The sequence below is a fragment of the Pseudomonas fluorescens genome (assembly GCF_902497745.1).
Lineage (GTDB): Bacteria > Pseudomonadota > Gammaproteobacteria > Pseudomonadales > Pseudomonadaceae > Aquipseudomonas > Aquipseudomonas fluorescens_BM.
Window position 1 is genome coordinate 114,574 of record NZ_CABVHJ010000010.1, and the last position, 21,143, is coordinate 135,716.

A 21,143-nucleotide genomic window follows, 5' to 3' on the forward strand; every position below is an offset into this window, starting at 1 on the left:
CGATCTTTTGCTTTAAGGGATCTGCACGCCTTCAGCCAGTAACATGTCGATCAGGCGAATCAGTGGCAGGCCGATCAGGCTGGTGGCATCTGGGCCTTCGGTAGATTGAAACAGGCTCACACCGAGGCCTTCAGCTTTGAAGCTGCCGGCGCAATCGTAGGGCTGCTCGAGACGCAGATAGCGCTCGATGCGCGCTTGGTCGAGTGGGCGCATGTGTACGGTGAACGGCACGCAGTCAACCTGGCATTGGCCGGTCTGGCTATTGAGCAGGGCCAGGCCGGTCAGGAAGGTCACGCTGGCGCCACTGGCAGCCATCAGTTGCTCACGGGCCCTCTCGAAGGTATGCGGCTTGCCGATGATCTGTTCGCCGAGGACGGCTATCTGGTCCGAGCCGATAATCAGATGAGCGGGATGGCTGTCAGCCAGCGCCCGGGCTTTTTGCTCGGCAAGGCGTTTGACCAGTTCGATGGCAGACTCGCCCGGGCGATGACTTTCATCGATATCCGGCGAGCTGCAGACGAACGGCAGGTGCAGGCGGGCGAGTAGTTCCCGACGATAGGTCGAGCTTGAAGCGAGTAATAAAGGCAGCATTCGCGTCTCCTGAGGCAGGTGCGAATTCTAGCGGAGGCACGCAAGTGACGGACAGGGCACAATTTCCTTTGACATGGGTGGGTGCATCCCTATAATGCTGCGCCTATGTTGAATGACCCGATTCCACCTCACGTTGACCCGCGCAAATTGGCTGACCGTGGCACCACCCTTCAAGGTGAACTGCTGCTGGCCGATTTGAAGAGACTCTGCGACCCGCTTTCCGACGATGTCGGTACGGTGCAGGCGAAATTCGTTTTTGAACGAGATGAACGTAAATCTGTGGTGATCCACAGCTTTATCGACACCGAGGTCAAAATGGTTTGCCAGCGTTGTCTTGAGCTGGTCACCCTGCCGATCCACAGCGAATGCAGTTACGCTGTAGTGAAGGAGGGTGCGAATACCCAGTCGTTACCGAAAGGTTATGACGTGCTGGAACTGGGCGAAGATCCATTGGATCTGCAGTCACTGGTCGAAGAAGAGCTTTTGCTCGCTTTGCCTATTGTGCCTGCTCATCATCCGGAAGAATGCCAGCAGCCGGCGGGAGCAGATGAGCCCGAACCGAGCGAGGACGAGGTAACGCGGTCCAACCCGTTCAGTGTATTGGCGCAGTTAAAGCGTGACCCAAACGTTTAGGAGTTAATCAATTATGGCTGTTCAGCAGAACAAAAAATCCCGCTCTGCCCGTGACATGCGCCGTTCGCACGACGCTCTCGAGGCTAGCACCCTGTCTGTAGAAAAAACCACTGGTGAAGTTCACCTGCGTCACCACGTATCGCCAGAAGGCGTATACCGTGGCCGTAAAGTGATCGACAAGGGCGCTGACGAGTAATCACTTGTCCGCTCAAGTCATCGCGATTGACGCAATGGGCGGGGACTTCGGTCCCCGCAGCATTGTTCAGGCCAGCCTTGCTTGCCTGTCTGCTACGCCCTCGCTACACCTGACCCTCGTCGGTCAACCCTCCCTTCTTGAAGAATTGATCAACGGCCAATCGGCTGCCGATCGCGCGCGCCTGACGATTGTCCCGGCCAGCGAAGTCATCACCATGGACGAAAAGCCGACCCAGGCCTTGCGCGGCAAGCCGGACTCGTCGATGCGTGTCGCCCTGGAGCTGGTGCGTGATGGCAAGGCGCAAGCGTGCGTCAGTGCCGGCAATACCGGTGCGTTGATGGCGCTGTCGCGGTTTGTGCTGAAGACGTTGCCGGGTATCGATCGCCCGGCGATGGTGGCGGCGATTCCGACGCAAAAGGGTTTTTGTCAGTTGCTCGATCTGGGTGCCAATGTCGATTGCAGCGCCGAGCATCTGCTGCAGTTTGCGGTGATGGGTTCTGTGGCGGCGCAGACGCTGGGCATCCATCGCCCGCGCGTGGCGCTGTTGAACATCGGCACCGAAGACATCAAGGGTAATCAGCAGGTCAAGCTCGCGGCGACGTTGTTGCAGGCTGCCCGGGGCATCAACTACATCGGTTTTATCGAAGGCGACGGCTTGTATCGTGGCGAGGCCGATGTCGTGGTGTGTGACGGTTTCGTCGGCAACATCCTGCTCAAGTCCAGCGAAGGCCTGGCGACGATGATTGCGGCGCGCATCGAGGCGCTGTTCAAAAAGAATCTGGCCTCCCGTGCAGTGGGGGCGTTGGCGTTGCCGCTGATGAAGCGCTTGCAGGCTGATCTGGCGCCGGCGCGACATAACGGCGCAAGCTTTCTCGGCTTGCAGGGCATCGTGGTGAAAAGTCATGGATCGGCGGGGGTTCAAGGCTTTCAGAGTGCTATTTCGCGTGCCTTGATTGAGATCCAGGAAAATCTTCCTGAGCGCCTCCACGGTCGTCTGGAGGATTTGTTGTCTTAGGCGTTTTCGTCGGACAATGCTTAAATGTGACCGCCCGGTTCAAAGGGCCATCCAACTGTCAGTTTCTTGCGTCCCCCAATGGGACGTCATTTTCCGACGACAAGATCATTAGGGGCTTGTTACATGTCTGCTTCCCTCGCATTCGTCTTTCCAGGACAAGGTTCGCAGTCCCTCGGCATGCTGGCCGAGCTGGGCGCGGAATATCCGTTGATCCTCGAAACTTTCAAAGAAGCCTCTGAGGCTCTGGGTTATGACCTGTGGGCACTGACCCAGCAGGGCCCGGAAGAGCAGCTTAATCAAACCGATAAAACCCAACCGGCCATTCTGACCGCTTCGATCGCCCTGTGGCGTCTGTGGCTGGCTGAAGGCGGCGCGCGTCCGGCCTTTGTTGCCGGTCACAGCCTGGGTGAATACAGCGCGCTGGTCGCTGCCGGTAGCCTGACACTGGCTGACGCAGTCAAGCTCGTTGAGCGCCGCGGTCAGTTGATGCAGGAAGCGGTTCCGGCCGGGCAGGGCGGCATGGCTGCCATTCTCGGTCTGGAAGATGCTGACGTGCTGGCAGCCTGCGCGGAAGCTGCGCAAGGCGAAGTGGTTAGCGCTGTTAACTTCAACTCCCCGGGTCAGGTAGTCATCGCCGGCGCCAAGGCCGCCGTTGAGCGCGCGATCGAAGGTTGCAAGGCGCGTGGTGCCAAGCGTGCCATGCCGTTGCCGGTGAGCGTGCCGTCGCACTGTGAGCTGATGCGTCCGGCCGCCGAGCGTTTTGCCGAATCCATCGCCGCCATCGACTGGCAGGCGCCGCAGATCCCGGTCGTACAGAACGTCAGCGCGCAAGTGCCGGCTGATCTGGAAACCCTCAAGCGTGATCTGCTCGAACAACTGTACAAGCCCGTGCGCTGGGTCGAGTCGGTACAGACTCTGGCCGCCAAAGGCGCGACCAATCTGGTCGAATGCGGCCCGGGTAAAGTCCTGGCCGGTCTGAACAAGCGTTGCGCCGAAGGCGTGGCGACTTCCAACCTCAATACCCCAGACGCTTTCGCTGCCGCTCGCGCAGCGCAAGCCTGAATCAGGAGAAACTTGCATGAGTCTGCAAGGTAAAGTTGCACTGGTTACCGGTGCAAGCCGTGGCATTGGTCAGGCTATCGCGCTGGAACTGGGTCGTCAGGGCGCCATCGTCATTGGTACCGCGACTTCCGCTTCGGGCGCTGAGCGTATTGCTGCCACCCTGAAAGAAAACGGTATTCAGGGCACAGGTTTCGAACTCAACGTCACCAGCGACGAATCGGTCAGCGCCGTGCTGGCGGGTATTCAGGAGCAGTTCGGTGCGCCAGTGGCGATCCTGGTCAATAATGCCGGCATCACCCGCGATAACCTGATGATGCGCATGAAAGACGACGAATGGTACGACGTGATCGATACCAACCTGAACAGTCTGTATCGCCTGTCCAAGGGCGTTCTGCGCGGCATGACCAAGGCGCGTTGGGGTCGAATTATCAGTATTGGCTCGGTGGTGGGTGCCATGGGCAACGCAGGCCAAGTAAACTATGCAGCCGCCAAGGCCGGTCTGGAAGGTTTCAGCCGTGCAATGGCGCGTGAAGTCGGTTCGCGTTCGATTACGGTCAACTCGGTAACCCCAGGGTTTATCGACACCGATATGACGCGCGAGCTGCCTGAAGCACAGCGTGAAGCCTTGCAGACGCAGATTCCGCTGGGTCGTCTGGGACAAGCTCAAGAGATCGCGTCTGTGGTCGCTTTTCTTGCATCCGACGGTGCGGCATACGTCACTGGGGCTACAATCCCGGTGAACGGTGGGATGTACATGTAAGTAAAATGTGACGGATTGCTTCAAAAAAATGTCATACGAGCTGTCTAAAATCCGTTATAAAGCTGCAATCTATTTATAGGCAGAGGGCTGCAGGGTTTGAGGAGTGAAGCTTTCAGTTGAAAAACTGAAAAGTCTTTCTATACACTTACCCACTGGCCAGCTGCCTGAATTTGTCCATTAGGAGTGAAAACAAGGTATGAGCACCATCGAAGAGCGCGTCAAGAAAATCGTTGCCGAGCAACTGGGTGTTAAAGAAGAAGAAGTGGTCAACACCGCTTCCTTCGTAGAAGACCTGGGTGCCGACTCCCTTGACACCGTTGAGCTGGTGATGGCTCTGGAAGAGGAATTCGAGACCGAAATCCCTGACGAAGAAGCTGAGAAGATCACTACTGTACAAGCTGCAATCGACTACGTTACTAGCCACCAGGCGTAATAGTTTGTAATCGTTGTTTGCTGTCATGGAAAAACCGCACTGCCATCATGGCGTGCGGTTTTTTCTTTAGGCCTGATGCAAAATCGTCATTTGAAAAAGGAGAGTGCTGTGTCGCGTAGACGCGTCGTAGTCACCGGTATGGGTATGTTGTCGCCACTGGGCACGGATGTGCCGAGCAGTTGGCAGGGCATTCTGGCTGGCCGCAGTGGCATTGGTCTGATCGAACACACCGACCTTTCTGCCTATTCCACCCGCTTTGGCGGCTCGGTAAAGGGCTTCAATGTCGAGGAATACCTGTCGGTCAAGGAAGCGCGCAAGCTCGACCTGTTCATTCAGTACGGTCTTGCCGCAGGCTTTCAAGCCGTGCGCAACGCTGGCCTGGAAGTTACCGACGCCAACCGTGAACGCATTGGCGTGGCCATGGGTTCGGGCATTGGCGGTCTGACCAACATCGAAGAAACCAGTCGTACCCTGCATGAGACGGGCCCGCGTCGTATCTCGCCATTCTTCGTGCCAGGCTCGATCATCAATATGATTTCCGGTTTCCTGTCCATCCACCTGGGAGCACAGGGACCTAACTACGCCATCGCCACCGCTTGTACCACCGGTACGCACTGCATCGGCATGGCGGCGCGCAACATCATGTACGACGAAGCCGACGTGATGATTGCCGGCGGTGCCGAAATGGCCGCGTGCGGTCTGGGCATGGGCGGCTTCGGCGCGTCCCGTGCGCTGTCGACCCGCAACGATGAGCCGACTCGCGCCAGCCGACCATGGGACAAGGGCCGTGATGGCTTTGTATTGTCCGACGGTGCCGGCGCACTGGTTCTCGAAGAGCTGGAACACGCCAAGGCACGCGGTGCGACCATCTACGCCGAGCTGATCGGCTTCGGTACCAGCGGCGATGCGTTCCACATGACCTCGCCTCCTGCCGACGGCGCCGGTGCTGCACGCTGCATCACCAATGCGTTGCGCGATGCGAAGATCAACGTCGATCAAGTGCAGTACATCAACGCCCACGGTACTTCGACCCCGGCCGGCGACCTCGCCGAAGCCAACGCGATCAAGTCGGTGTTCGGCGAGCACGCCTACAAACTGGCAGTCAGCTCGACCAAATCGATGACCGGTCACCTGTTAGGTGCGGCGGGCGCGGTTGAAGCGATCTTCAGCGTTCTTGCGATCAACAGCCAGGTTGCGCCGCCGACCATCAACCTCGATGAGCCGGACGAAGGCTGCGATCTCGATTTCGTGCCGCACACCGCGCGCAACATGGACATCGATGTCGTGCTGTCGAACTCCTTCGGTTTTGGCGGCACCAACGGCACTCTGGCGTTCCGTCGGTTCGCAGGCTGATGGACAGCTGGGTCGACGGTCAACCGGCTGACGCTCTGTCGCTGAAAGATCGCGGCCTGGCTTACGGCGATGGTCTGTTCGAGACTATCGCCGTGCGTGGCGGCCAGCCGATCCTGCTGGATCGACACCTGGCGCGTCTGGCCGATGGCTGTTTGCGTCTGGTCATCGCGGCCGATATCGAACTGATCCGTCATGAGCTGCTGAGCTACGCGGCAGCGATGGGCGAGGGCGTGCTCAAGCTCATCCTCACCCGAGGCGACGGTTTGCGCGGTTATGCTCCCGATCCGGCGGCGCCGGGCCGACGCATTCTGCAAGGCAATCCTCCGGCGGCTTATCCCGCTGTTCATGCTGAACAAGGCGTTCGCCTGTTCCCGTGCAGCACCCGACTGGCCAGGCAGCCGCTACTCGCCGGGCTCAAACACCTCAATCGCCTTGAACAGGTTCTCGCCCGTGCCGAATGGCAGGACAGCGAGCACGCTGAAGGCTTGATGCTCGATCAGGCCGGTCGCGTCATTGAAGGGGTGTTCAGTAATGTGTTTCTGGTGCGCGACGGTGTGTTGATTACGCCTGATCTGAAACGCTGCGGCGTCGCCGGTGTGATGCGCGCCGAAATATTGTTTCAGGCCGAGTCATTGGCTATCCCCACGCAAATCGTCGACATCAGCCTCGAACAGTTGCAATGGGCCGACGAAGTCTTTATCTGCAACAGCGTTTATGGCGTCTGGCCGGTACGCGCCTACGCTGCACTGAGCTGGCCGGTTGGCCCGCTCACCCGTAAACTGCAAACCATTGCCCGCGCCCTATTGGATGCCTGATTTTGAGACGTAAACTTTTGCTGCTGCTGGAAACCGGACTGGTTCTGGCAGGGCTGTTGATGGCCGCCAGTGCCTGGAAGATTCACAGTGCACTGGAACAGCCTTTGAACATCACGCAGGAAGAACTGCTGGATGTGCCGAAGGGCTCTACACCAACCCGAACTTTCCTTTCACTCGAAACCGATGGCGTCATCAAGGACGCGTTCTGGTTGCGAGTCTATTGGCGCTTCAATCTCGCCGGTACACCGATCCACAGCGGTGAATACCGCATGCAGCCGGGCATGACCGTCAACGGTCTGATCGATTTGTGGAAGCGTGGCGATGTGGTTCAGTACAGCCTGACTCTGGTTGAAGGCTGGAACTTCCATCAAGTGCGTGCGGCGTTGGCCAAGGATGACAAGGTCGAGCAGACCCTGAACGGTTTGAGCGACAGCGACGTCATGGCGAAGATTGGTCATAAAGGGTTGTTCCCGGAAGGCCGTTTCTTCCCCGATACCTACCGCTTCGTGCGTGGCATGTCTGATGCCGAGTTGCTGAAGAAAGCCTTTGACCGCCTCGATGAAGTTCTGGCGAAAGAATGGGAAAGTCGTTCTGCCGATGTGCCGTACACCGAACCTTATCAAGCGCTGATCATGGCTTCGCTGGTCGAGAAGGAAACCGGCGTGCCACAGGAGCGCGGGCAGATTGCCGGTGTCTTCGTGCGTCGCATGGCCCTGGGCATGCAGCTGCAGACCGATCCGACCGTCATCTATGGTCTGGGTGATCGCTACACCGGCAAGTTGACCCGCGCGCATTTGAAAGAGCCGACGGCGTATAACACTTACGTGATTCCTGGCTTGCCGCCGACGCCGATCGCGATGGTTGGCCGCGAAGCGATTCACGCGGCATTGAACCCGGTGGACGGCACCAGCCTGTACTTTGTTGCGCGTGGCGACGGCAGCCATGTCTTCTCTGATGATCTCGATGCGCATAACAATGCAGTGCGTGAGTATCAGCTCAAGCGCCGCGCGGATTACCGTTCCAGCCCAGCGCCGGCGGTAGCGCCTGAAGCGGCTCCGGCGACGGAAGAAGCGATTCCAGGTGCATCACCGGATACGGCGCCGGAAGCGTTGCCGCAGGTTCCGGCTCAGGAGCCTGCGCCGACCCCGGCACCGGAAGCCGCCGCCCCACAAAACACGCAATGACGTTGATTAAGGACTGCCTGTGACTGGCTTGTTTATTACGCTGGAAGGCCCGGAAGGCGCCGGCAAAAGCACCAATCGCGAATACCTCGCCGAGCGCCTGCGCGCCGCCGGTATCGAAGTGGTGCTGACTCGTGAGCCTGGCGGTACGCCGCTGGCCGAGCGGATCCGTGACGTGCTGCTGGCCCCGGCCGACGAAGTCATGAACCCGGATGCCGAGCTGTTGCTGGTGTTCGCTGCACGCGCCCAGCATCTGGCCGAAGTGATTCGCCCGGCGCTGGCCCGTGGTGCGGTGGTGCTGTGTGACCGCTTCACCGATTCCACTTACGCCTACCAGGGCGGTGGTCGCGGTTTGTCGCTGGAGCGTATCGCCACGCTGGAAACCTTTGTACAGGGTGACCTGCGTCCGGACCTGACGCTGATTTTCGATCTGCCGGTGGAAATCGGCCTGGCCCGCGCTAGTGCCCGTGGTCGTCTGGATCGTTTCGAGCTGGAAGGCCGGGCATTTTTCGAGGCCGTGCGTAGCGCGTTCCTCAAGCGTGCTGAAGCGGATCCTGCGCGTTATGTGCGCATCGATGCCGGTCAGCCATTGGTCAAGGTTCAACAATCGCTGGATACCCTGATTCCGAATTTGCTGGAGCTGGCCCGTGGCTGAGGCCTACCCGTGGCAGGACAGCCTCTGGCAGCAACTGGCCGGGCGTAAGCAGCACGCGCACGCCTATCTGCTGCACGGCCCGGCGGGCATTGGCAAGCGCGCGTTGGCCGAGCGTTTGATGGCCAGCCTGCTTTGCCAGCGGCCGACGCCTGACGCGTGCGGTGAGTGCAAGTCCTGCCTGCTGCTCAAGGCTGGCAGCCACCCGGATAATTACATCCTCGAGCCGGAAGAAGCCGACAAGGCCATCAAGGTTGATCAGGTGCGCGATCTGGTCAGCTTCGTGGTGCAGACCGCGCAACTGGGCGGGCGCAAAGTGGTGCTGATCGAGCCGGTCGAGGCGATGAACATCAACGCTGCCAACGCCTTGTTGAAAAGCCTTGAAGAGCCGTCCGGCGATACGGTTTTGCTGTTGGTCAGCCATCAGACCAGCCGTTTGCTGCCGACCATCAAGAGCCGCTGCGTGCAGCAGGCCTGCCCGCTGCCGGGCGAGGCAATGAGTCTGCAATGGCTGGCTAAAGCGTTGCCCGATTGCTCAGAAGAAGAACGTGTCGAATTGCTGACGTTGGCGGCCGGCTCGCCGTTGATGGCGGTCAGCCTGCAGTCTCAGGGCGTGCGCGAGCAGCGTGCGCAAGTGGTCGAAGGCGTAAAGAAGTTGCTCAAACAGCAGCAATCGCCGACGCAATTGGCCGAAGAATGGAAAAACATTCCGATGCTGCGTCTGTTTGACTGGTTCTGCGATTGGTCGAGCCTGATCTTGCGATATCAATTGACGCAGGATGAAGCGGGTCTTGGTCTGACCGATATGCGCAAAGTCGTGCAGTACCTGGCGCAGAAAAGTGCGCAAGGCAAAGTTCTCGAGATTCAGGACTGGATACTCGCCCAGCGGCAGAAGGTCATGAGCAAGGCCAACCTCAATCCGGCGCTGCTGCTTGAAGCATTGTTGGTGCAATGGGCGGGATTGCCTGGTCAAAGATAAGAATGTGTACCTAGACTCTGAACATCAGCAGTGGAGGTCAACATGAATGAACCCGTCAGCCCGGGCCCGCGCAACGGCATTTTGTCTCTGACCATCAAAGACAAGTCGGTGCTTTATGCCGCTTACATGCCGTTCATCAAGAACGGTGGCTTGTTCATCCCTACCAACAAGAGCTACAAGTTGGGCGACGAGGTGTTCATGCTGCTCAACCTGATGGACGAGGCCGAAAAGATTCCGGTGGCCGGCAAGGTCGCCTGGATCACCCCAAAAGGGGCGCAAGGCAATCGCGCTGCCGGTGTCGGCGTCCAGTTCAACGAGGGCGACAACACGGCGCGCAGTCGCATCGAAACCCATCTGGCCGGAGCGCTTAAATCCGACCGTCCCACTCATACGATGTAAGTAGCCGTCTTTTTATGCTTGTAGATTCCCATTGTCACCTTGATCGCCTCGACCTCGCCGCCCATGACGGTTCGCTGGATGCCGCACTTGATGCAGCCCGGCAGCGCGGAGTAGGGCACTTCCTGTGCATCGGCGTCAGCGCCGACAACGCCGCCGACGTCAAAGCCCTGGCTGAGCGTTATGACGACGTTGATTGTTCGGTTGGTGTGCATCCGCTGGATGTACAGCCGGGTGCTGCGCCGGCACTGGACTGGCTGTTGCACGAACTCAATCACCCGAAAGTGGTGGCGATCGGTGAAACCGGCCTCGACTATCACTACGAGCCCGAAGCCGCCGAATTGCAGCAGGATTCGTTCCGCTTGCATCTGCAAGCGGCGCAGCAGACCGGCAAACCGGTGATCATCCACACCCGTGGCGCCCGAGCCGATACCCTTGAATTGCTGCGCGAAGCGGCGTTGCCTCAGGCCGGTGTGCTGCATTGCTTTACGGAAGATTGGGACATGGCCAAGGCTGCGCTGGACATGGGTTATTACATTTCCCTGTCGGGCATCGTCACCTTCCGCAATGCCGATGCGTTGCGTGATGTCGCGAGCAAGGTCCCGGCGGATCGTTTGCTGGTGGAAACCGACTCGCCGTATCTGGCGCCGATTCCTTATCGCGGTAAGCCGAACCTGCCGCAGTACGTGCGCGAAGTGGCGGAATTCCTGGCGATGCTGCGCGGTGAGAACTACGAACGCTTTGCCGAGCAGACCACCGAGAACTTCAAGCGACTGTTCCCGCTGGCGAGTGTTAAATCTGCCCTGTAGCCGATGGTCAAATCGCAGGCAAAAAAAACCCGGGTTCTGGGGGGTGAATCCGGGTTAAGACCATTAGGAGTAAAACAAAGGCACGCGGTCCCTTGGTACCTTTATCGGCGCGACACTTGGGGGAGATGTCGCCCGACAGTTCAAGTATTGATCAGTCTGGCGTGCAGTCCAGTTAGCCGGTCGGGGTTTTTAAACAAATTTGGAATACGTTCGCTTCAGTTGAGTTCTCATTGCGCCCAAAACGTTCTCAAAATGAACAAGAAACACAGATATGGTCGGATGATCCGTGCATTTTTGCGCAAGTTAGGCATAATACGCGGCTTCGAATTTTGACCCTTCAGACCTTTTCTTATGCACAAAGAACCTCGTAAGGTCCGTGAGTTTCGTCGCCGCGAGCAAGAAATTCTCGATACCGCGCTCAAGCTGTTCCTCGACCAAGGTGAAGACAGTGTCACCGTCGAGATGATTGCTGATGCCGTGGGTATCGGCAAAGGCACGATCTACAAGCACTTCAAATCCAAGGCCGAGATTTATCTGCGCCTGATGCTCGATTACGAGCGCGATTTGAACGAGCTGCTGCATTCGGCCGATGTCGACAAGGACAAGGAAGCGCTGTCCCGCGCCTACTTCGAATTCCGCATGCGCGACCCACAGCGTTATCGCCTGTTCGACCGCCTCGAAGAGAAGGTGGTCAAGGGCAATCAGGTGCCGGAAATGGTCGAGGAGCTGCACAAGATCCGTGCCTCGAACTTCGAACGCCTGACCCTGCTGATCAAGGGCCGCATCAGCGAAGGCAAGCTCGAAGACGTGCCGCCGTACTTCCACTACTGCGCGTCCTGGGCGTTGGTGCACGGCGCTGTGGCGCTGTATCACTCGCCGTTCTGGAGCAATGTGCTGGAAGATCAGGAAGGTTTCTTCCAGTTCCTGATGGACATCGGCGTGCGCATGGGCAACAAGCGCAAGCGCGACCCGGAAACGCCAAGCAGCTGAGCCATTCAGCTGCCTTATTGCGCCATGATTTCGCTACATGTCGCAGTACCGCAGGAATATACTCAGGCATAGGGCTTGCTAAAACTTGATTTGTGAGTCAAGTTTTAGCGGCTCGAAATTCTTTCGCCGGAGTGATCATGATCGTTGACCGTCAAGGCAGGCGTTTTCGCAATTTGCGGATCAGTCTGACTTCAGCCTGCAATTACGCGTGTACTTACTGCGTGCCCAACGGCAAGCGGTTGGTGGCTGCGCAGGATGAATTGTCGGCCGACGCCATGGCGCGTGGCGTGGCGTATCTGATCGAGGCTGCCGGCATCGAACGGTTGCGTATCACCGGCGGCGAACCGCTGGTCAGTCCCAAACTTGAATCGTTCATGACCGCCGTCGGCAAGATGGGCCTGGACGACATCAGCCTGACCACCAACGGTCAACTCCTCGCGAAAAAACTGCCGCTGCTGGTGGATGCCGGTCTGCGCCGCATCAACGTGTCCCTCGATACCCTCGACGCCGCTGCGTTCCGTAGCATTGCCCGTGGCGGCGACCTGGCCACCGTGCTCGACGGCATGGATCAGGCGAAAGCCGCGGGGATGAAGATCAAGGTCAATATGGTCCCGTTGCGCGGGCAGAACCTCGATCAAGTCATGCCGTTGCTGGATTACTGCCTGGAACGTGGATACGAATTGCGCTTCATCGAGCTAATGCGCATGGGGCATCTGGCCAAGGACAACAATGCGTTCCTGCAACAGTTCGTCAGCCTGCAGCAGTTGCTGGAGTTGATTGGCGAACGCTACGAGTACGCGCAAACCGATGCCCCCGTAGACGCCACCGCCGTGCGCTATGCGATTCCCGGCCTGGGCAACTTTGGTGTGATCGCCAACGAAAGCGTACCGTTCTGCCGGACGTGCTCACGGTTGCGCTTGTCGTCGACTGGTTGGCTGCATGGCTGCCTGTCGTCGAGCAACCGCCACTATGTCGGCGATCTACTCGACAAGCCGCGTCATCAGGCGTTGCCGGCGCTCCAGCGATTGCTGGTCAAGGCGTTGGGCGACAAGCAGGAAGTGGCCTTCTCGGGCGGCGCAACAGTCATGAAAATCATCGGCGGCTGAACAACCACTTTCGCGAGCAAGCCCGCTCTCACCTTGGAATGTGTTCCCTGTGGGAGCGAGCCTGCTCGCGAATACGATTTAACAATCAATGAAGAACCAGAGCTGGCGCAAAAGCTGCATCCAACGGCCATTCGCCGGTTTTCCGTCACCGGCCTCTGGAGGAATAGGATGCGTAGCCTGGTTTTGCTGCTGGCCGTTTTGGCGCTTGGCGGCTGTATGACTGTCAGCGATATGGCCGAAGGCACTCGCTATCAGATGAGCGACGCGGGCTTGCTGGATCACAGCGACAGCCGTCGCGTGAACAATTTCCGCATTCAGCCGGACTCGTTCATCTACATCGCCCAAGGCGCGTTCGCACCGCCGGGTGGTTCTTATCCGCGCCCGAACGTGGTGGCCGAAGAAGCCTTCAAAGGTTTTGTCGAATACTTCCCGATGGTTCGCCGTGCCCGTGCGCCGGAAGGTCTCGATCAGGCGATGGGCGAAGCTCGTGACGCCGGCGCGCACTATTTGTTGTACACGCGTTTCGCCAAGGCTGACGATCGAATCGGCAACTCCGATGAGTGGCTTGATGAAGAGGCGGTTGATCGCCTTGGCATCGACGGCGGCGTGATTCAGATCATGTTGATCGAGACCAGCACCCAGTATTTGATTGATACTGCACGGATCAAGAGTCGTGGCGGTTTACTGACGTTCCACGACAGCAAGCCCGAAGACCTGATCGGCCCGCCGCTGGCACAGTACGCGCGCAGCCTGTTGGGAGTCGGCGACCAATAATTCAAGGAGAACGCCATGAGTGGCCCGCAAAAAGCCAATGACCTGTTGGGACAAATCCCAAAAACCAAAGGCCTTCCGCCGGTGCATTTGTGGAACCCGGACTTCTGCGGCGACATCGACATGCGCATCGCCCGCGACGGCACCTGGTACTACCTGGGCACGCCGATCGGGCGCAAGCCGATGGTCAAATTGTTCTCCACGATCATGCGCCGCGATGGCGATGATTATTTCCTGATCACCCCGGTCGAGAAGGTCGGGATCAAGGTCGACGATGCGCCGTTTGTGGCGATTGCGGTCGAGGCGGAAGGCGAGGGGGAGGCGCAGTTGTTGCGCTTTACCACCAACGTTGATGAAACCGCCGAGGCCGGGCCGGAGCATCCGATCCGGGTCGAGATTGATCCCGCCACGCAAGAGCCTGCGCCCTACGTGCATGTGCGCACCAATCTTGAAGCGCTGATACATCGCAACGTGTTCTATCAACTGGTGGAACTGGCGGTCAGCCGTGAAATCGATGGCCAGCGCTGGCTCGGGGTGTGGAGCGGCGGCGAATTCTTCCGCATCGGCCTCGAACCTTAAAAGATCGCAGCCTTCGGCAGCTCCTACATGGCGTACACCTGTAGGAGCTGCCGAAGGCTGCGATCTTTTTTGTCGTTGACAGCTAATCATATGATGATTAGCTTGTTCACCCATCGCGATCCGCTTTGAGGTGTTCATGTCCAGCAGCTTTCACGCATCCACGGTCGACTGGCTGGGCAGCTGGATCGCCGCTGGCCAGGTCAAACCGGGGCAGACCATCAAGGTCGAGGCCGATCTGGGCGAACAGCTCGGTGTTAGCCGCACCGTGATCCGCGAAGCAATCAAAACTCTCGTCGCCAAAGGCATGCTCGAAGTCGGGCCGAAAGTCGGCACCCGCGTGTTGCCGGTGCGGCGCTGGAACCTGTTCGATCCGCAAGTCGTCGGTTGGCTGTCGCGTAATGGCTTGCCGGAAAATTTCGTCGATGACTTGCTCGACCTGCGCCGCACCATCGAACCGATGGCCGTGCGCTGGGCCTGTGAGCGGGCAACCCTCGAACAGATCGAAGCCGTGCAACTGGCTTACAACGCTCTTGAGCGCGCGGTCGACAGCGGCATCGATTACAACCGCGCCGATCAGGTCTTCCACGAATGCATTCTCGCCGCCAGCCACAATCAATTTATCGAACAAATGGTTCCGGCCCTCGGCGCATTGCTGGCGGTGTCGTTCGAAGTCTCCGCCGCTGACCCCGATGAACTGCGCCGTACCTTGCCGATCCACAAGGACATGGCCGACGCCATCGCCGCCCGGGATTCGGCGCGCGGCGTGTGGGCGTGCATGACCCTGATCGATAACGCCGACCTGGCAATAAAGCGCTTTTACCCGAAAGTCATGGCCGACAAAAAAGCCAGTTAATACAAATTTCCCTGTGGGAGCGAGCCTGCTCGCGAAGGCTGTGTATCAGGTAACTCATGCATCGACTGACACGACGCTTTCGCGAGCAGGCTCGCTCCCACATTAAATAACAACAAGATCCGAGGAGTTGATATGCCGTGGACCGCCCTGACCCAACACCGCGCCCAACTCGGTGAAGGCCCGTTCTGGGACGCGCCAACCCAGGCGCTGTACTGGGTCGATATCGCCGGCAAACAAGCGCTGCGCTTGATCGGCCAGAACGTGCAGATCTGGCAAATGCCCGAGCACGTCTCCGCATTCATCCCCTGCGCCAGCGGCGATGCCTTGGTGACCCTGAGCAGTGGCGTCTACCGCCTCGATCTCGACTCGCCCGGTCTCGAACCGCGCCTGACGCTGTTCTGCGTCACTGACCCGCAACCGGGCAATCGCCCCAATGAAGCGCGTTGCGATGCTCAAGGCCGACTGTGGCTCGGCACCATGCAAAACAACATCGGCGAGAACGGCGAAGATCTGCCGATCACCCGTCGCTCCGGTGGCCTGTTCAGGATCGATCCGGATAAACGCGTCACACCCTTACTGCGCAATCTGGGAATTCCCAACACCTTGCTGTGGAGTGACGACGGCACCACGCTACTGTTTGGCGACAGTCTCGACAGCACGCTGCACCGCTATTTCATTCACACCGACGGCAATCTCGATGTTGCACAAGTCTGGTACGGCCCCGACCAGCAGGGCGGGCCGGACGGTTCTGCGATGGACGCCGAAGGCTACATCTGGAATGCCCGCTGGGACGGTAGTTGCCTGCTGCGATTAACGCCTGAAGGCAAAGTCGAGCGCAAAATCGACCTGCCAGTCAGTCGCCCGACCAGTTGCGTTTTCGGTGGCGAAGACCTGAAAACCCTGTTTGTCACCAGCGCAAAAAGCCCACACAACCACCCACTGGATGGCGCCGTACTGTCGATGCGCGTGGATGTCGCAGGAAAACTCTGTACGCGCTTTGCGGATTAAATCCCAAAATATGGGATGCAAAATTATATATTGAGATTATTTGGCGGTCGGGTTTATAGTCGGCTCCAGCAGTAACACGCACTCACACTTAAAAAGAACAAAACAGGTGAAGTGATGCAGCGAATATCTATCGCACTCCCGTGTGGAGTCCGCGTCTCGCAACGGCCCCAGGCTGTGGGCCGCGCCTGCCTGTTTCGTTCCAACCGCCTTCCAGACCAGACATCGGCAGATGCCCGGTTTTTTTGTGCTTGCGAAACAGGAGTCCTGATCCATGGCTGAACCTCTTTCCCTGCCGCCGGTGCTTGCGCCGCCGAAGGGCGAGCGTCTGAAAAACAAGGTCGTGCTGCTGACCGGTGCTGCGCAAGGCATCGGTGAAGCCATTGTTGCGGCGTTCGCCTCACAGCAAGCGAAACTGGTCATCAGTGATATCCAGGCCGAGAAGGTCGAGCAGGTCGCCGCGCACTGGCGTGAGCAGGGTTTTGATGTGCAGGCGCTGAAGGCAGATGTCTCGTGTCAGCACGATCTGCACGCCATGGCCAAACGCGCCGTTGAGCTGCACGGGCGCATTGATGTGCTGGTCAATTGCGCCGGGGTCAACGTGTTCCGTGATCCGCTGCAAATGACCGAAGAAGACTGGCATCGCTGCTTCGCCATTGACCTCGATGGCGCCTGGTTCGGCTGCAAAGCGGTACTGCCGCAGATGATCGAGCAGGGCGTCGGCAGCATCATCAACATTGCCTCGACCCATTCCAGTCACATCATTCCCGGCTGCTTCCCGTACCCGGTGGCCAAACACGGCTTGCTCGGCCTGACCCGCGCGCTCGGCATCGAGTACGCGGCGAAAGGCATTCGCGTTAACGCCATCGCGCCGGGCTACATTGAAACGCAACTGAACGTCGACTACTGGAACGGTTTCGCCGACCCGCATGCCGAGCGTCAGCGCGCCTTCGATCTGCACCCGCCGAAACGCATCGGTCAGCCGCTTGAGGTGGCAATGACAGCGGTATTTCTGGCCAGCGACGAAGCGCCGTTCATCAATGCTTCATGCATCACCATCGATGGTGGGCGCTCGGTGATGTACCACGACTGAGCGCAGTGGCTTTCACACGGATAAACCCGTTTGCAATCCAATCATCATACGATATGACTATTGTCAGAAGATTTTGCAGGAACACGCTTTAACGCTTTTCAAACATTGCTCAAAAAAAATAACAAGGAGTCAGCTTATGAAACGTCGTTTCGGGATTCGTACCCTGTGCAGTACCGCTTTGGCGGTTACCGCGTTCAGCCTGAGCAGTGCGCTGCTCGCTGCCGACACCGTGAAAATCGGTTTCCTGGTCAAGCAGGCAGAAGAACCGTGGTTCCAGACCGAGTGGGCCTTCGCCGAGAAAGCCGCCAAGGACAAGGGCTTCGAACTGATCAAGATCGCCGTGCCGGACGGCGAGAAAACCCTTTCGGCCATCGACAGCCTCGCCGCCAATGGTGCTAAAGGCTTCGTGATCTGCCCGCCGGATGTCTCGCTCGGCCCGGCGATCATGGCCAAAGCCAAACTCAATGACCTGAAAGTGATTGCCGTCGACGACCGTTTTGTCGACGCCAATGGCAAGTTCATGGAAGACGTGCCGTACCTCGGCATGGCCGCGTTCGAAGTCGGCCAGAAGCAGGGCAATGCCATGGTCGCCGAAGCGAAGAAGCGTAACTGGGACTGGAAAGACACCTACGCGGTCGTCAACACCTACAACGAACTCGACACCGGCAAGAAACGCACCGACGGCTCGGTGAAATCCCTTGAAGACGCCGGGATGCCCAAAGACCACATCCTCTTCGCCGCACTGAAAACCCTCGACGTGCCGGGCAGCATGGACGCCACCAACTCGGCGCTGGTGAAACTGCCAGCCGCAGCGAAAAACCTGATCATCGGCGGCATGAACGACAACACCGTACTCGGCGGCGTGCGCGCCACCGAAGCGGCCGGTTTTGCCGCGACCAACGTGATCGGCATCGGCATCAACGGCACCGACGCCATCGGCGAACTGAAAAAGCCTAACAGCGGCTTCTTTGGCTCGATGCTGCCAAGCCCGCACATCGAAGGCTACAAGACCGCCGAGATGATGTACGAGTGGGTCACCACCGGCAAAGAGCCGCCGAAGTACACCGCGATGGACGACGTCACCCTGATCACCCGCGAGAACTTCAAGCAAGAGCTGGAAAAAATCGGCCTGTGGAACTGATGCCGCGACGGCCCGGGCAGCCGGGCCGGTTTTGGTGTGAAGAGGTGGCTTTATGCACGCGCAAGTACAAACACAACAACACAGCTCAAGCGGCAGCCTGCGCTTCAACGGGATCGGTAAAACCTTTCCCGGGGTGAAGGCGCTGGACGCGATCAGCTTCGTCGCGCATCCGGGCCAGGTTCATGCCTTGATGGGCGAGAACGGCGCCGGCAAATCGACCCTGCTGAAAATCCTCGGCGGTGCTTATATCCCGAGCAGCGGCGAGTTGCAGATCGGCGAGCAGACCATGGCGTTCAAGTCGACCGCTGACAGCATCGGCAGCGGCGTCGCGGTGATTCACCAGGAACTGCATCTGGTGCCGGAAATGACCGTCGCCGAAAACCTGTTTCTCGGCCACTTGCCGGCCAGTTTCGGTTTGATCAATCGCGGTGTCCTGCGTCAGCAAGCGTTGAACTGCCTCAAAGGCCTGGCCGATGAAATCGATCCGCAAACCAAGGTCGGGCGCTTGTCCCTCGGCCAGCGGCAATTGGTGGAAATCGCCAAGGCGCTGTCGCGCGGCGCCCACGTCATCGCTTTCGACGAACCGACCAGCAGCCTTTCGGCCCGTGAGATCGACCGCTTGATGGCGATCATCGGACGCCTGCGTGACGAGGGCAAAGTCGTGCTCTACGTTTCCCACCGCATGGAAGAAGTGTTCCGCATCTGTGACGCCGTGACGGTGTTCAAGGACGGTCGCTACGTGCGCACCTTCGACGACATGAGCCAGTTGAGCCACGATCAACTGGTGACCTGCATGGTCGGCCGCGACATTCAGGACATCTACGATTATCGCCATCGTCCACGCGGCGCCGTCGCGCTGAAGGTCGACGGCTTACTCGGCCCGGGTCTGCGCGAGCCGATCAGTTTCGAGGCGCACAAAGGTGAAATCCTTGGCCTGTTCGGGCTGGTCGGGGCAGGGCGCACCGAGCTGTTTCGCCTGCTCAGCGGGCTGGAGCGCAACACCGCCGGACGCCTCGAATTGCGCGGTCACGAACTGAAGCTGCGTTCACCGCGTGACGCGATTGCGGCGGGGATTCTGCTGTGTCCGGAGGATCGCAAGAAGGAAGGCATCATCCCGCTGGCCAGCGTTGCCGAGAACATCAATATCAGTGCACGCGGTGCCCATTCAGGGCTTGGTTGCCTGATTCGCGGTCTGTGGGAAAAGGGTAACGCCGAGAAACAGATCAAAGCGCTGAAAGTGAAAACCCCGCACGCCGGCCAGCAGATCAAATTCCTTTCCGGCGGTAATCAGCAAAAGGCCATTCTCGGTCGTTGGTTGTCGATGCCGATGAAGGTCTTGCTGCTCGACGAACCCACTCGCGGCATCGACATCGGCGCCAAGGCCGAGATTTACCAGATCATCCATAACCTCGCCGCCGACGGCATTTCGGTGATCGTGGTGTCCAGCGATCTGATGGAGGTGATGGGTATTTCCGATCGCATTCTGGTGCTTTGCGAAGGCGCCCTGCGCGGCGAAATCAGCCGCGACCAGGCCAATGAATCCAACCTGCTGCAACTGGCTTTGCCGCGCCACCGCGCTGACGGCGTGGCGAACTGAGAGGTGACTATGATGACAACCCAAAACGAAACCCTGCCCAAAGAGCGCAAACCTCTGGACATGCGCCGCTTCCTTGACGACTGGGTCATGCTGCTGGCGGCTGTGGGCATTTTCGTAGCCTGTACGCTGCTGATCGATAACTTCCTGTCACCGCTGAACATGCGTGGTCTGGGCCTGGCGATTTCCACCACCGGGATTGCCGCGTGCACGATGTTGTATTGCCTGGCGTCGGGGCATTTCGACCTGTCGGTGGGCTCGGTGATTGCCTGCGCCGGGGTGGTCGCGGCGGTGGTGATGCGTGACACCAACAGTGTGTTTCTCGGTGTCAGTGCAGCGTTGGTGATGGGCCTGATTGTCGGGCTGATCAACGGGATTGTGATTGCCAAGCTGCGGGTCAATGCCTTGATCACGACGTTGGCGACCATGCAGATCGTTCGCGGTCTGGCGTACATTTTTGCCAATGGCAAAGCGGTGGGCGTGTCGCAGGAATCGTTCTTTGTCTTCGGCAACGGCCAGTTGTTCGGCGTGCCGGTGCCTATTCTGATCACCATCGTCTGCTTTCTGTTTTTTGGCTGGCTGCTGAATTACACCACCTACGGGCGCAACACCATGGCCATCGGTGGCAACCAGGAAGCAGCGTTGCTGGCGGGTGTGAACGTTGATCGGACCAAGATCATTATCTTTGCCGTGCATGGGGTGATTGGTGCGCTGGCCGGGGTGATTCTGGCGTCGCGGATGACCTCGGGGCAGCCGATGATTGGTCAGGGGTTTGAGCTGACGGTGATCTCTGCCTGCGTGTTGGGCGGGGTATCGTTGAGCGGCGGGATCGGCATGATCCGGCATGTGATTGCCGGGGTGTTGATTTTGGCGATCATTGAGAATGCGATGAATCTGAAGAATATCGACACGTTTTATCAGTATGTGATTCGTGGTTCGATTCTGCTGCTGGCCGTCGTGATTGACCGTCTGAAGCAACGCTAAGATCAAGAGCCCCTCATCGGAACGCCGCCCGCCCAGCCCTCTCCCAGAGGGAGAGGGGGCCGACCGAGGTGTCTTGTGTAATCCGTCCACCTGAAAGTTCTCGTCGACTATGGATTCGGAAAGCATTTTCGGGTGGATTGTGGATTCGGCGA

General features: G+C 58.8%; 24 protein-coding genes. 23 read left to right on the plus strand and 1 reads right to left on the minus strand.

The window, feature by feature from the left end; translation table 11 throughout:
* Positions 1–12: 12 nt before the first annotated feature.
* Positions 13–591 carry a Maf family protein gene (locus tag F8N44_RS17120; protein ID WP_150651115.1) on the minus strand — a complete coding sequence of 193 codons (579 nt, stop codon included), beginning with the start codon at positions 589–591 and terminating at the stop codon, positions 13–15.
* A 105-nt stretch (positions 592–696) separates the two neighbouring features.
* Between F8N44_RS17120 and F8N44_RS17125 the strand changes: the two genes are divergently transcribed.
* The 23 genes from F8N44_RS17125 to araH all read left to right on the plus strand — a co-directional run bounded on the left by F8N44_RS17125 (position 697) and on the right by araH (position 20,991).
* Positions 697–1,224, plus strand: coding sequence for a YceD family protein (locus F8N44_RS17125; RefSeq protein ID WP_038364482.1), 528 nt, complete (start codon positions 697–699; stop codon positions 1,222–1,224).
* A gap of 13 nt (positions 1,225–1,237) precedes the next feature.
* The gene (gene rpmF, locus F8N44_RS17130) at positions 1,238–1,420 is read left to right on the plus strand and encodes a 50S ribosomal protein L32 (protein ID WP_003179396.1); all 183 of its coding nucleotides are present in this window, start codon (positions 1,238–1,240) and stop codon (positions 1,418–1,420) included.
* A gap of 4 nt (positions 1,421–1,424) precedes the next feature.
* On the plus strand, positions 1,425–2,435 hold the full coding sequence (gene plsX / locus F8N44_RS17135; protein ID WP_122597224.1) for a phosphate acyltransferase PlsX: 1,011 nt from the start codon (positions 1,425–1,427) through the stop codon (positions 2,433–2,435).
* A 123-nt stretch (positions 2,436–2,558) separates the two neighbouring features.
* A complete protein-coding gene (gene fabD / locus F8N44_RS17140) occupies positions 2,559–3,497 on the plus strand; it encodes an ACP S-malonyltransferase (RefSeq protein ID WP_038364480.1) in 939 nt (312 codons plus the stop codon).
* Positions 3,498–3,513: 16 nt separating this feature from the next.
* On the plus strand, positions 3,514–4,257 hold the full coding sequence (gene fabG, locus F8N44_RS17145) for a 3-oxoacyl-ACP reductase FabG (protein WP_038364479.1): 744 nt from the start codon (positions 3,514–3,516) through the stop codon (positions 4,255–4,257).
* 196 nt (positions 4,258–4,453) lie between these two features.
* The gene (gene acpP, locus F8N44_RS17150; protein WP_003175607.1) at positions 4,454–4,690 is read left to right on the plus strand and encodes an acyl carrier protein; all 237 of its coding nucleotides are present in this window, start codon (positions 4,454–4,456) and stop codon (positions 4,688–4,690) included.
* Positions 4,691–4,798: 108 nt separating this feature from the next.
* Positions 4,799–6,043: a beta-ketoacyl-ACP synthase II gene (gene fabF, locus F8N44_RS17155; RefSeq protein ID WP_064120373.1), complete on the plus strand. Its 1,245-nt coding sequence runs from the start codon at positions 4,799–4,801 to the stop codon at positions 6,041–6,043.
* Positions 6,043–6,858: an aminodeoxychorismate lyase gene (gene pabC, locus F8N44_RS17160; RefSeq protein WP_150651116.1), complete on the plus strand. Its 816-nt coding sequence runs from the start codon at positions 6,043–6,045 to the stop codon at positions 6,856–6,858. Before fabF ends, pabC begins: the two co-directional genes overlap by 1 nt.
* 2 nt (positions 6,859–6,860) lie before the next feature.
* Positions 6,861–8,042 (plus strand): endolytic transglycosylase MltG, encoded by a 1,182-nt coding sequence (gene mltG / locus F8N44_RS17165; protein ID WP_150651117.1) that lies wholly within the window; start codon positions 6,861–6,863, stop codon positions 8,040–8,042.
* Between the two features lie 19 nt (positions 8,043–8,061).
* Positions 8,062–8,694 (plus strand): dTMP kinase, encoded by a 633-nt coding sequence (tmk, locus tag F8N44_RS17170; RefSeq protein ID WP_127929331.1) that lies wholly within the window; start codon positions 8,062–8,064, stop codon positions 8,692–8,694.
* Positions 8,687–9,670 carry a DNA polymerase III subunit delta' gene (locus tag F8N44_RS17175; RefSeq protein WP_150651118.1) on the plus strand — a complete coding sequence of 328 codons (984 nt, stop codon included), beginning with the start codon at positions 8,687–8,689 and terminating at the stop codon, positions 9,668–9,670. Before tmk ends, F8N44_RS17175 begins: the two co-directional genes overlap by 8 nt.
* 42 nt (positions 9,671–9,712) lie before the next feature.
* On the plus strand, positions 9,713–10,069 hold the full coding sequence (locus F8N44_RS17180; RefSeq protein WP_150651119.1) for a PilZ domain-containing protein: 357 nt from the start codon (positions 9,713–9,715) through the stop codon (positions 10,067–10,069).
* Between the two features lie 14 nt (positions 10,070–10,083).
* The gene (locus tag F8N44_RS17185; RefSeq protein WP_150651120.1) at positions 10,084–10,875 is read left to right on the plus strand and encodes a TatD family hydrolase; all 792 of its coding nucleotides are present in this window, start codon (positions 10,084–10,086) and stop codon (positions 10,873–10,875) included.
* A 351-nt stretch (positions 10,876–11,226) separates the two neighbouring features.
* Positions 11,227–11,865, plus strand: a complete 639-nt coding sequence (locus tag F8N44_RS17190; RefSeq protein ID WP_007908276.1) for a TetR/AcrR family transcriptional regulator — start codon at positions 11,227–11,229, stop codon at positions 11,863–11,865.
* Positions 11,866–12,002: 137 nt separating this feature from the next.
* Positions 12,003–12,971, plus strand: a complete 969-nt coding sequence (locus tag F8N44_RS17195) for a GTP 3',8-cyclase MoaA (RefSeq protein ID WP_150651121.1) — start codon at positions 12,003–12,005, stop codon at positions 12,969–12,971.
* Between the two features lie 168 nt (positions 12,972–13,139).
* The gene (locus F8N44_RS17200) at positions 13,140–13,745 is read left to right on the plus strand and encodes a DUF4823 domain-containing protein (RefSeq protein ID WP_007908280.1); all 606 of its coding nucleotides are present in this window, start codon (positions 13,140–13,142) and stop codon (positions 13,743–13,745) included.
* 15 nt (positions 13,746–13,760) lie between these two features.
* Positions 13,761–14,321 carry a DUF1285 domain-containing protein gene (locus tag F8N44_RS17205; protein WP_150651122.1) on the plus strand — a complete coding sequence of 187 codons (561 nt, stop codon included), beginning with the start codon at positions 13,761–13,763 and terminating at the stop codon, positions 14,319–14,321.
* 136 nt (positions 14,322–14,457) lie between these two features.
* Positions 14,458–15,174 (plus strand): FadR/GntR family transcriptional regulator, encoded by a 717-nt coding sequence (locus F8N44_RS17210; RefSeq protein WP_127929329.1) that lies wholly within the window; start codon positions 14,458–14,460, stop codon positions 15,172–15,174.
* Between the two features lie 132 nt (positions 15,175–15,306).
* Positions 15,307–16,182: an SMP-30/gluconolactonase/LRE family protein gene (locus F8N44_RS17215; protein WP_150651123.1), complete on the plus strand. Its 876-nt coding sequence runs from the start codon at positions 15,307–15,309 to the stop codon at positions 16,180–16,182.
* A gap of 271 nt (positions 16,183–16,453) precedes the next feature.
* On the plus strand, positions 16,454–17,272 hold the full coding sequence (locus F8N44_RS17220; RefSeq protein ID WP_150651124.1) for an SDR family oxidoreductase: 819 nt from the start codon (positions 16,454–16,456) through the stop codon (positions 17,270–17,272).
* A gap of 136 nt (positions 17,273–17,408) precedes the next feature.
* Positions 17,409–18,413 (plus strand): substrate-binding domain-containing protein, encoded by a 1,005-nt coding sequence (locus F8N44_RS17225; RefSeq protein WP_150651125.1) that lies wholly within the window; start codon positions 17,409–17,411, stop codon positions 18,411–18,413.
* Positions 18,414–18,465: 52 nt separating this feature from the next.
* A complete protein-coding gene (gene araG / locus F8N44_RS17230; protein ID WP_150651126.1) occupies positions 18,466–20,010 on the plus strand; it encodes an L-arabinose ABC transporter ATP-binding protein AraG in 1,545 nt (514 codons plus the stop codon).
* Positions 20,011–20,022: 12 nt separating this feature from the next.
* Positions 20,023–20,991 carry an L-arabinose ABC transporter permease AraH gene (araH, locus tag F8N44_RS17235; protein ID WP_026000669.1) on the plus strand — a complete coding sequence of 323 codons (969 nt, stop codon included), beginning with the start codon at positions 20,023–20,025 and terminating at the stop codon, positions 20,989–20,991.
* Positions 20,992–21,143: the final 152 nt, after the last annotated feature.

Coding starts and splice junctions, on each gene's coding strand:
- F8N44_RS17120 (WP_150651115.1), bottom strand. CDS start 591: ATGCTGCCTTTATTACTCGCTTCAAGCTCGACCTATCGTCGGGAACTA.
- F8N44_RS17125 (WP_038364482.1), top strand. CDS start 697: ATGTTGAATGACCCGATTCCACCTCACGTTGACCCGCGCAAATTGGCT.
- rpmF (WP_003179396.1), top strand. CDS start 1,238: ATGGCTGTTCAGCAGAACAAAAAATCCCGCTCTGCCCGTGACATGCGC.
- fabD (WP_038364480.1), top strand. CDS start 2,559: ATGTCTGCTTCCCTCGCATTCGTCTTTCCAGGACAAGGTTCGCAGTCC.
- fabG (WP_038364479.1), top strand. CDS start 3,514: ATGAGTCTGCAAGGTAAAGTTGCACTGGTTACCGGTGCAAGCCGTGGC.
- acpP (WP_003175607.1), top strand. CDS start 4,454: ATGAGCACCATCGAAGAGCGCGTCAAGAAAATCGTTGCCGAGCAACTG.
- pabC (WP_150651116.1), top strand. CDS start 6,043: ATGGACAGCTGGGTCGACGGTCAACCGGCTGACGCTCTGTCGCTGAAA.
- F8N44_RS17180 (WP_150651119.1), top strand. CDS start 9,713: ATGAATGAACCCGTCAGCCCGGGCCCGCGCAACGGCATTTTGTCTCTG.
- F8N44_RS17185 (WP_150651120.1), top strand. CDS start 10,084: ATGCTTGTAGATTCCCATTGTCACCTTGATCGCCTCGACCTCGCCGCC.
- F8N44_RS17190 (WP_007908276.1), top strand. CDS start 11,227: ATGCACAAAGAACCTCGTAAGGTCCGTGAGTTTCGTCGCCGCGAGCAA.
- F8N44_RS17195 (WP_150651121.1), top strand. CDS start 12,003: ATGATCGTTGACCGTCAAGGCAGGCGTTTTCGCAATTTGCGGATCAGT.
- F8N44_RS17200 (WP_007908280.1), top strand. CDS start 13,140: ATGCGTAGCCTGGTTTTGCTGCTGGCCGTTTTGGCGCTTGGCGGCTGT.
- F8N44_RS17205 (WP_150651122.1), top strand. CDS start 13,761: ATGAGTGGCCCGCAAAAAGCCAATGACCTGTTGGGACAAATCCCAAAA.
- F8N44_RS17210 (WP_127929329.1), top strand. CDS start 14,458: ATGTCCAGCAGCTTTCACGCATCCACGGTCGACTGGCTGGGCAGCTGG.
- F8N44_RS17215 (WP_150651123.1), top strand. CDS start 15,307: ATGCCGTGGACCGCCCTGACCCAACACCGCGCCCAACTCGGTGAAGGC.
- F8N44_RS17220 (WP_150651124.1), top strand. CDS start 16,454: ATGGCTGAACCTCTTTCCCTGCCGCCGGTGCTTGCGCCGCCGAAGGGC.
- F8N44_RS17225 (WP_150651125.1), top strand. CDS start 17,409: ATGAAACGTCGTTTCGGGATTCGTACCCTGTGCAGTACCGCTTTGGCG.
- araG (WP_150651126.1), top strand. CDS start 18,466: ATGCACGCGCAAGTACAAACACAACAACACAGCTCAAGCGGCAGCCTG.
- araH (WP_026000669.1), top strand. CDS start 20,023: ATGACAACCCAAAACGAAACCCTGCCCAAAGAGCGCAAACCTCTGGAC.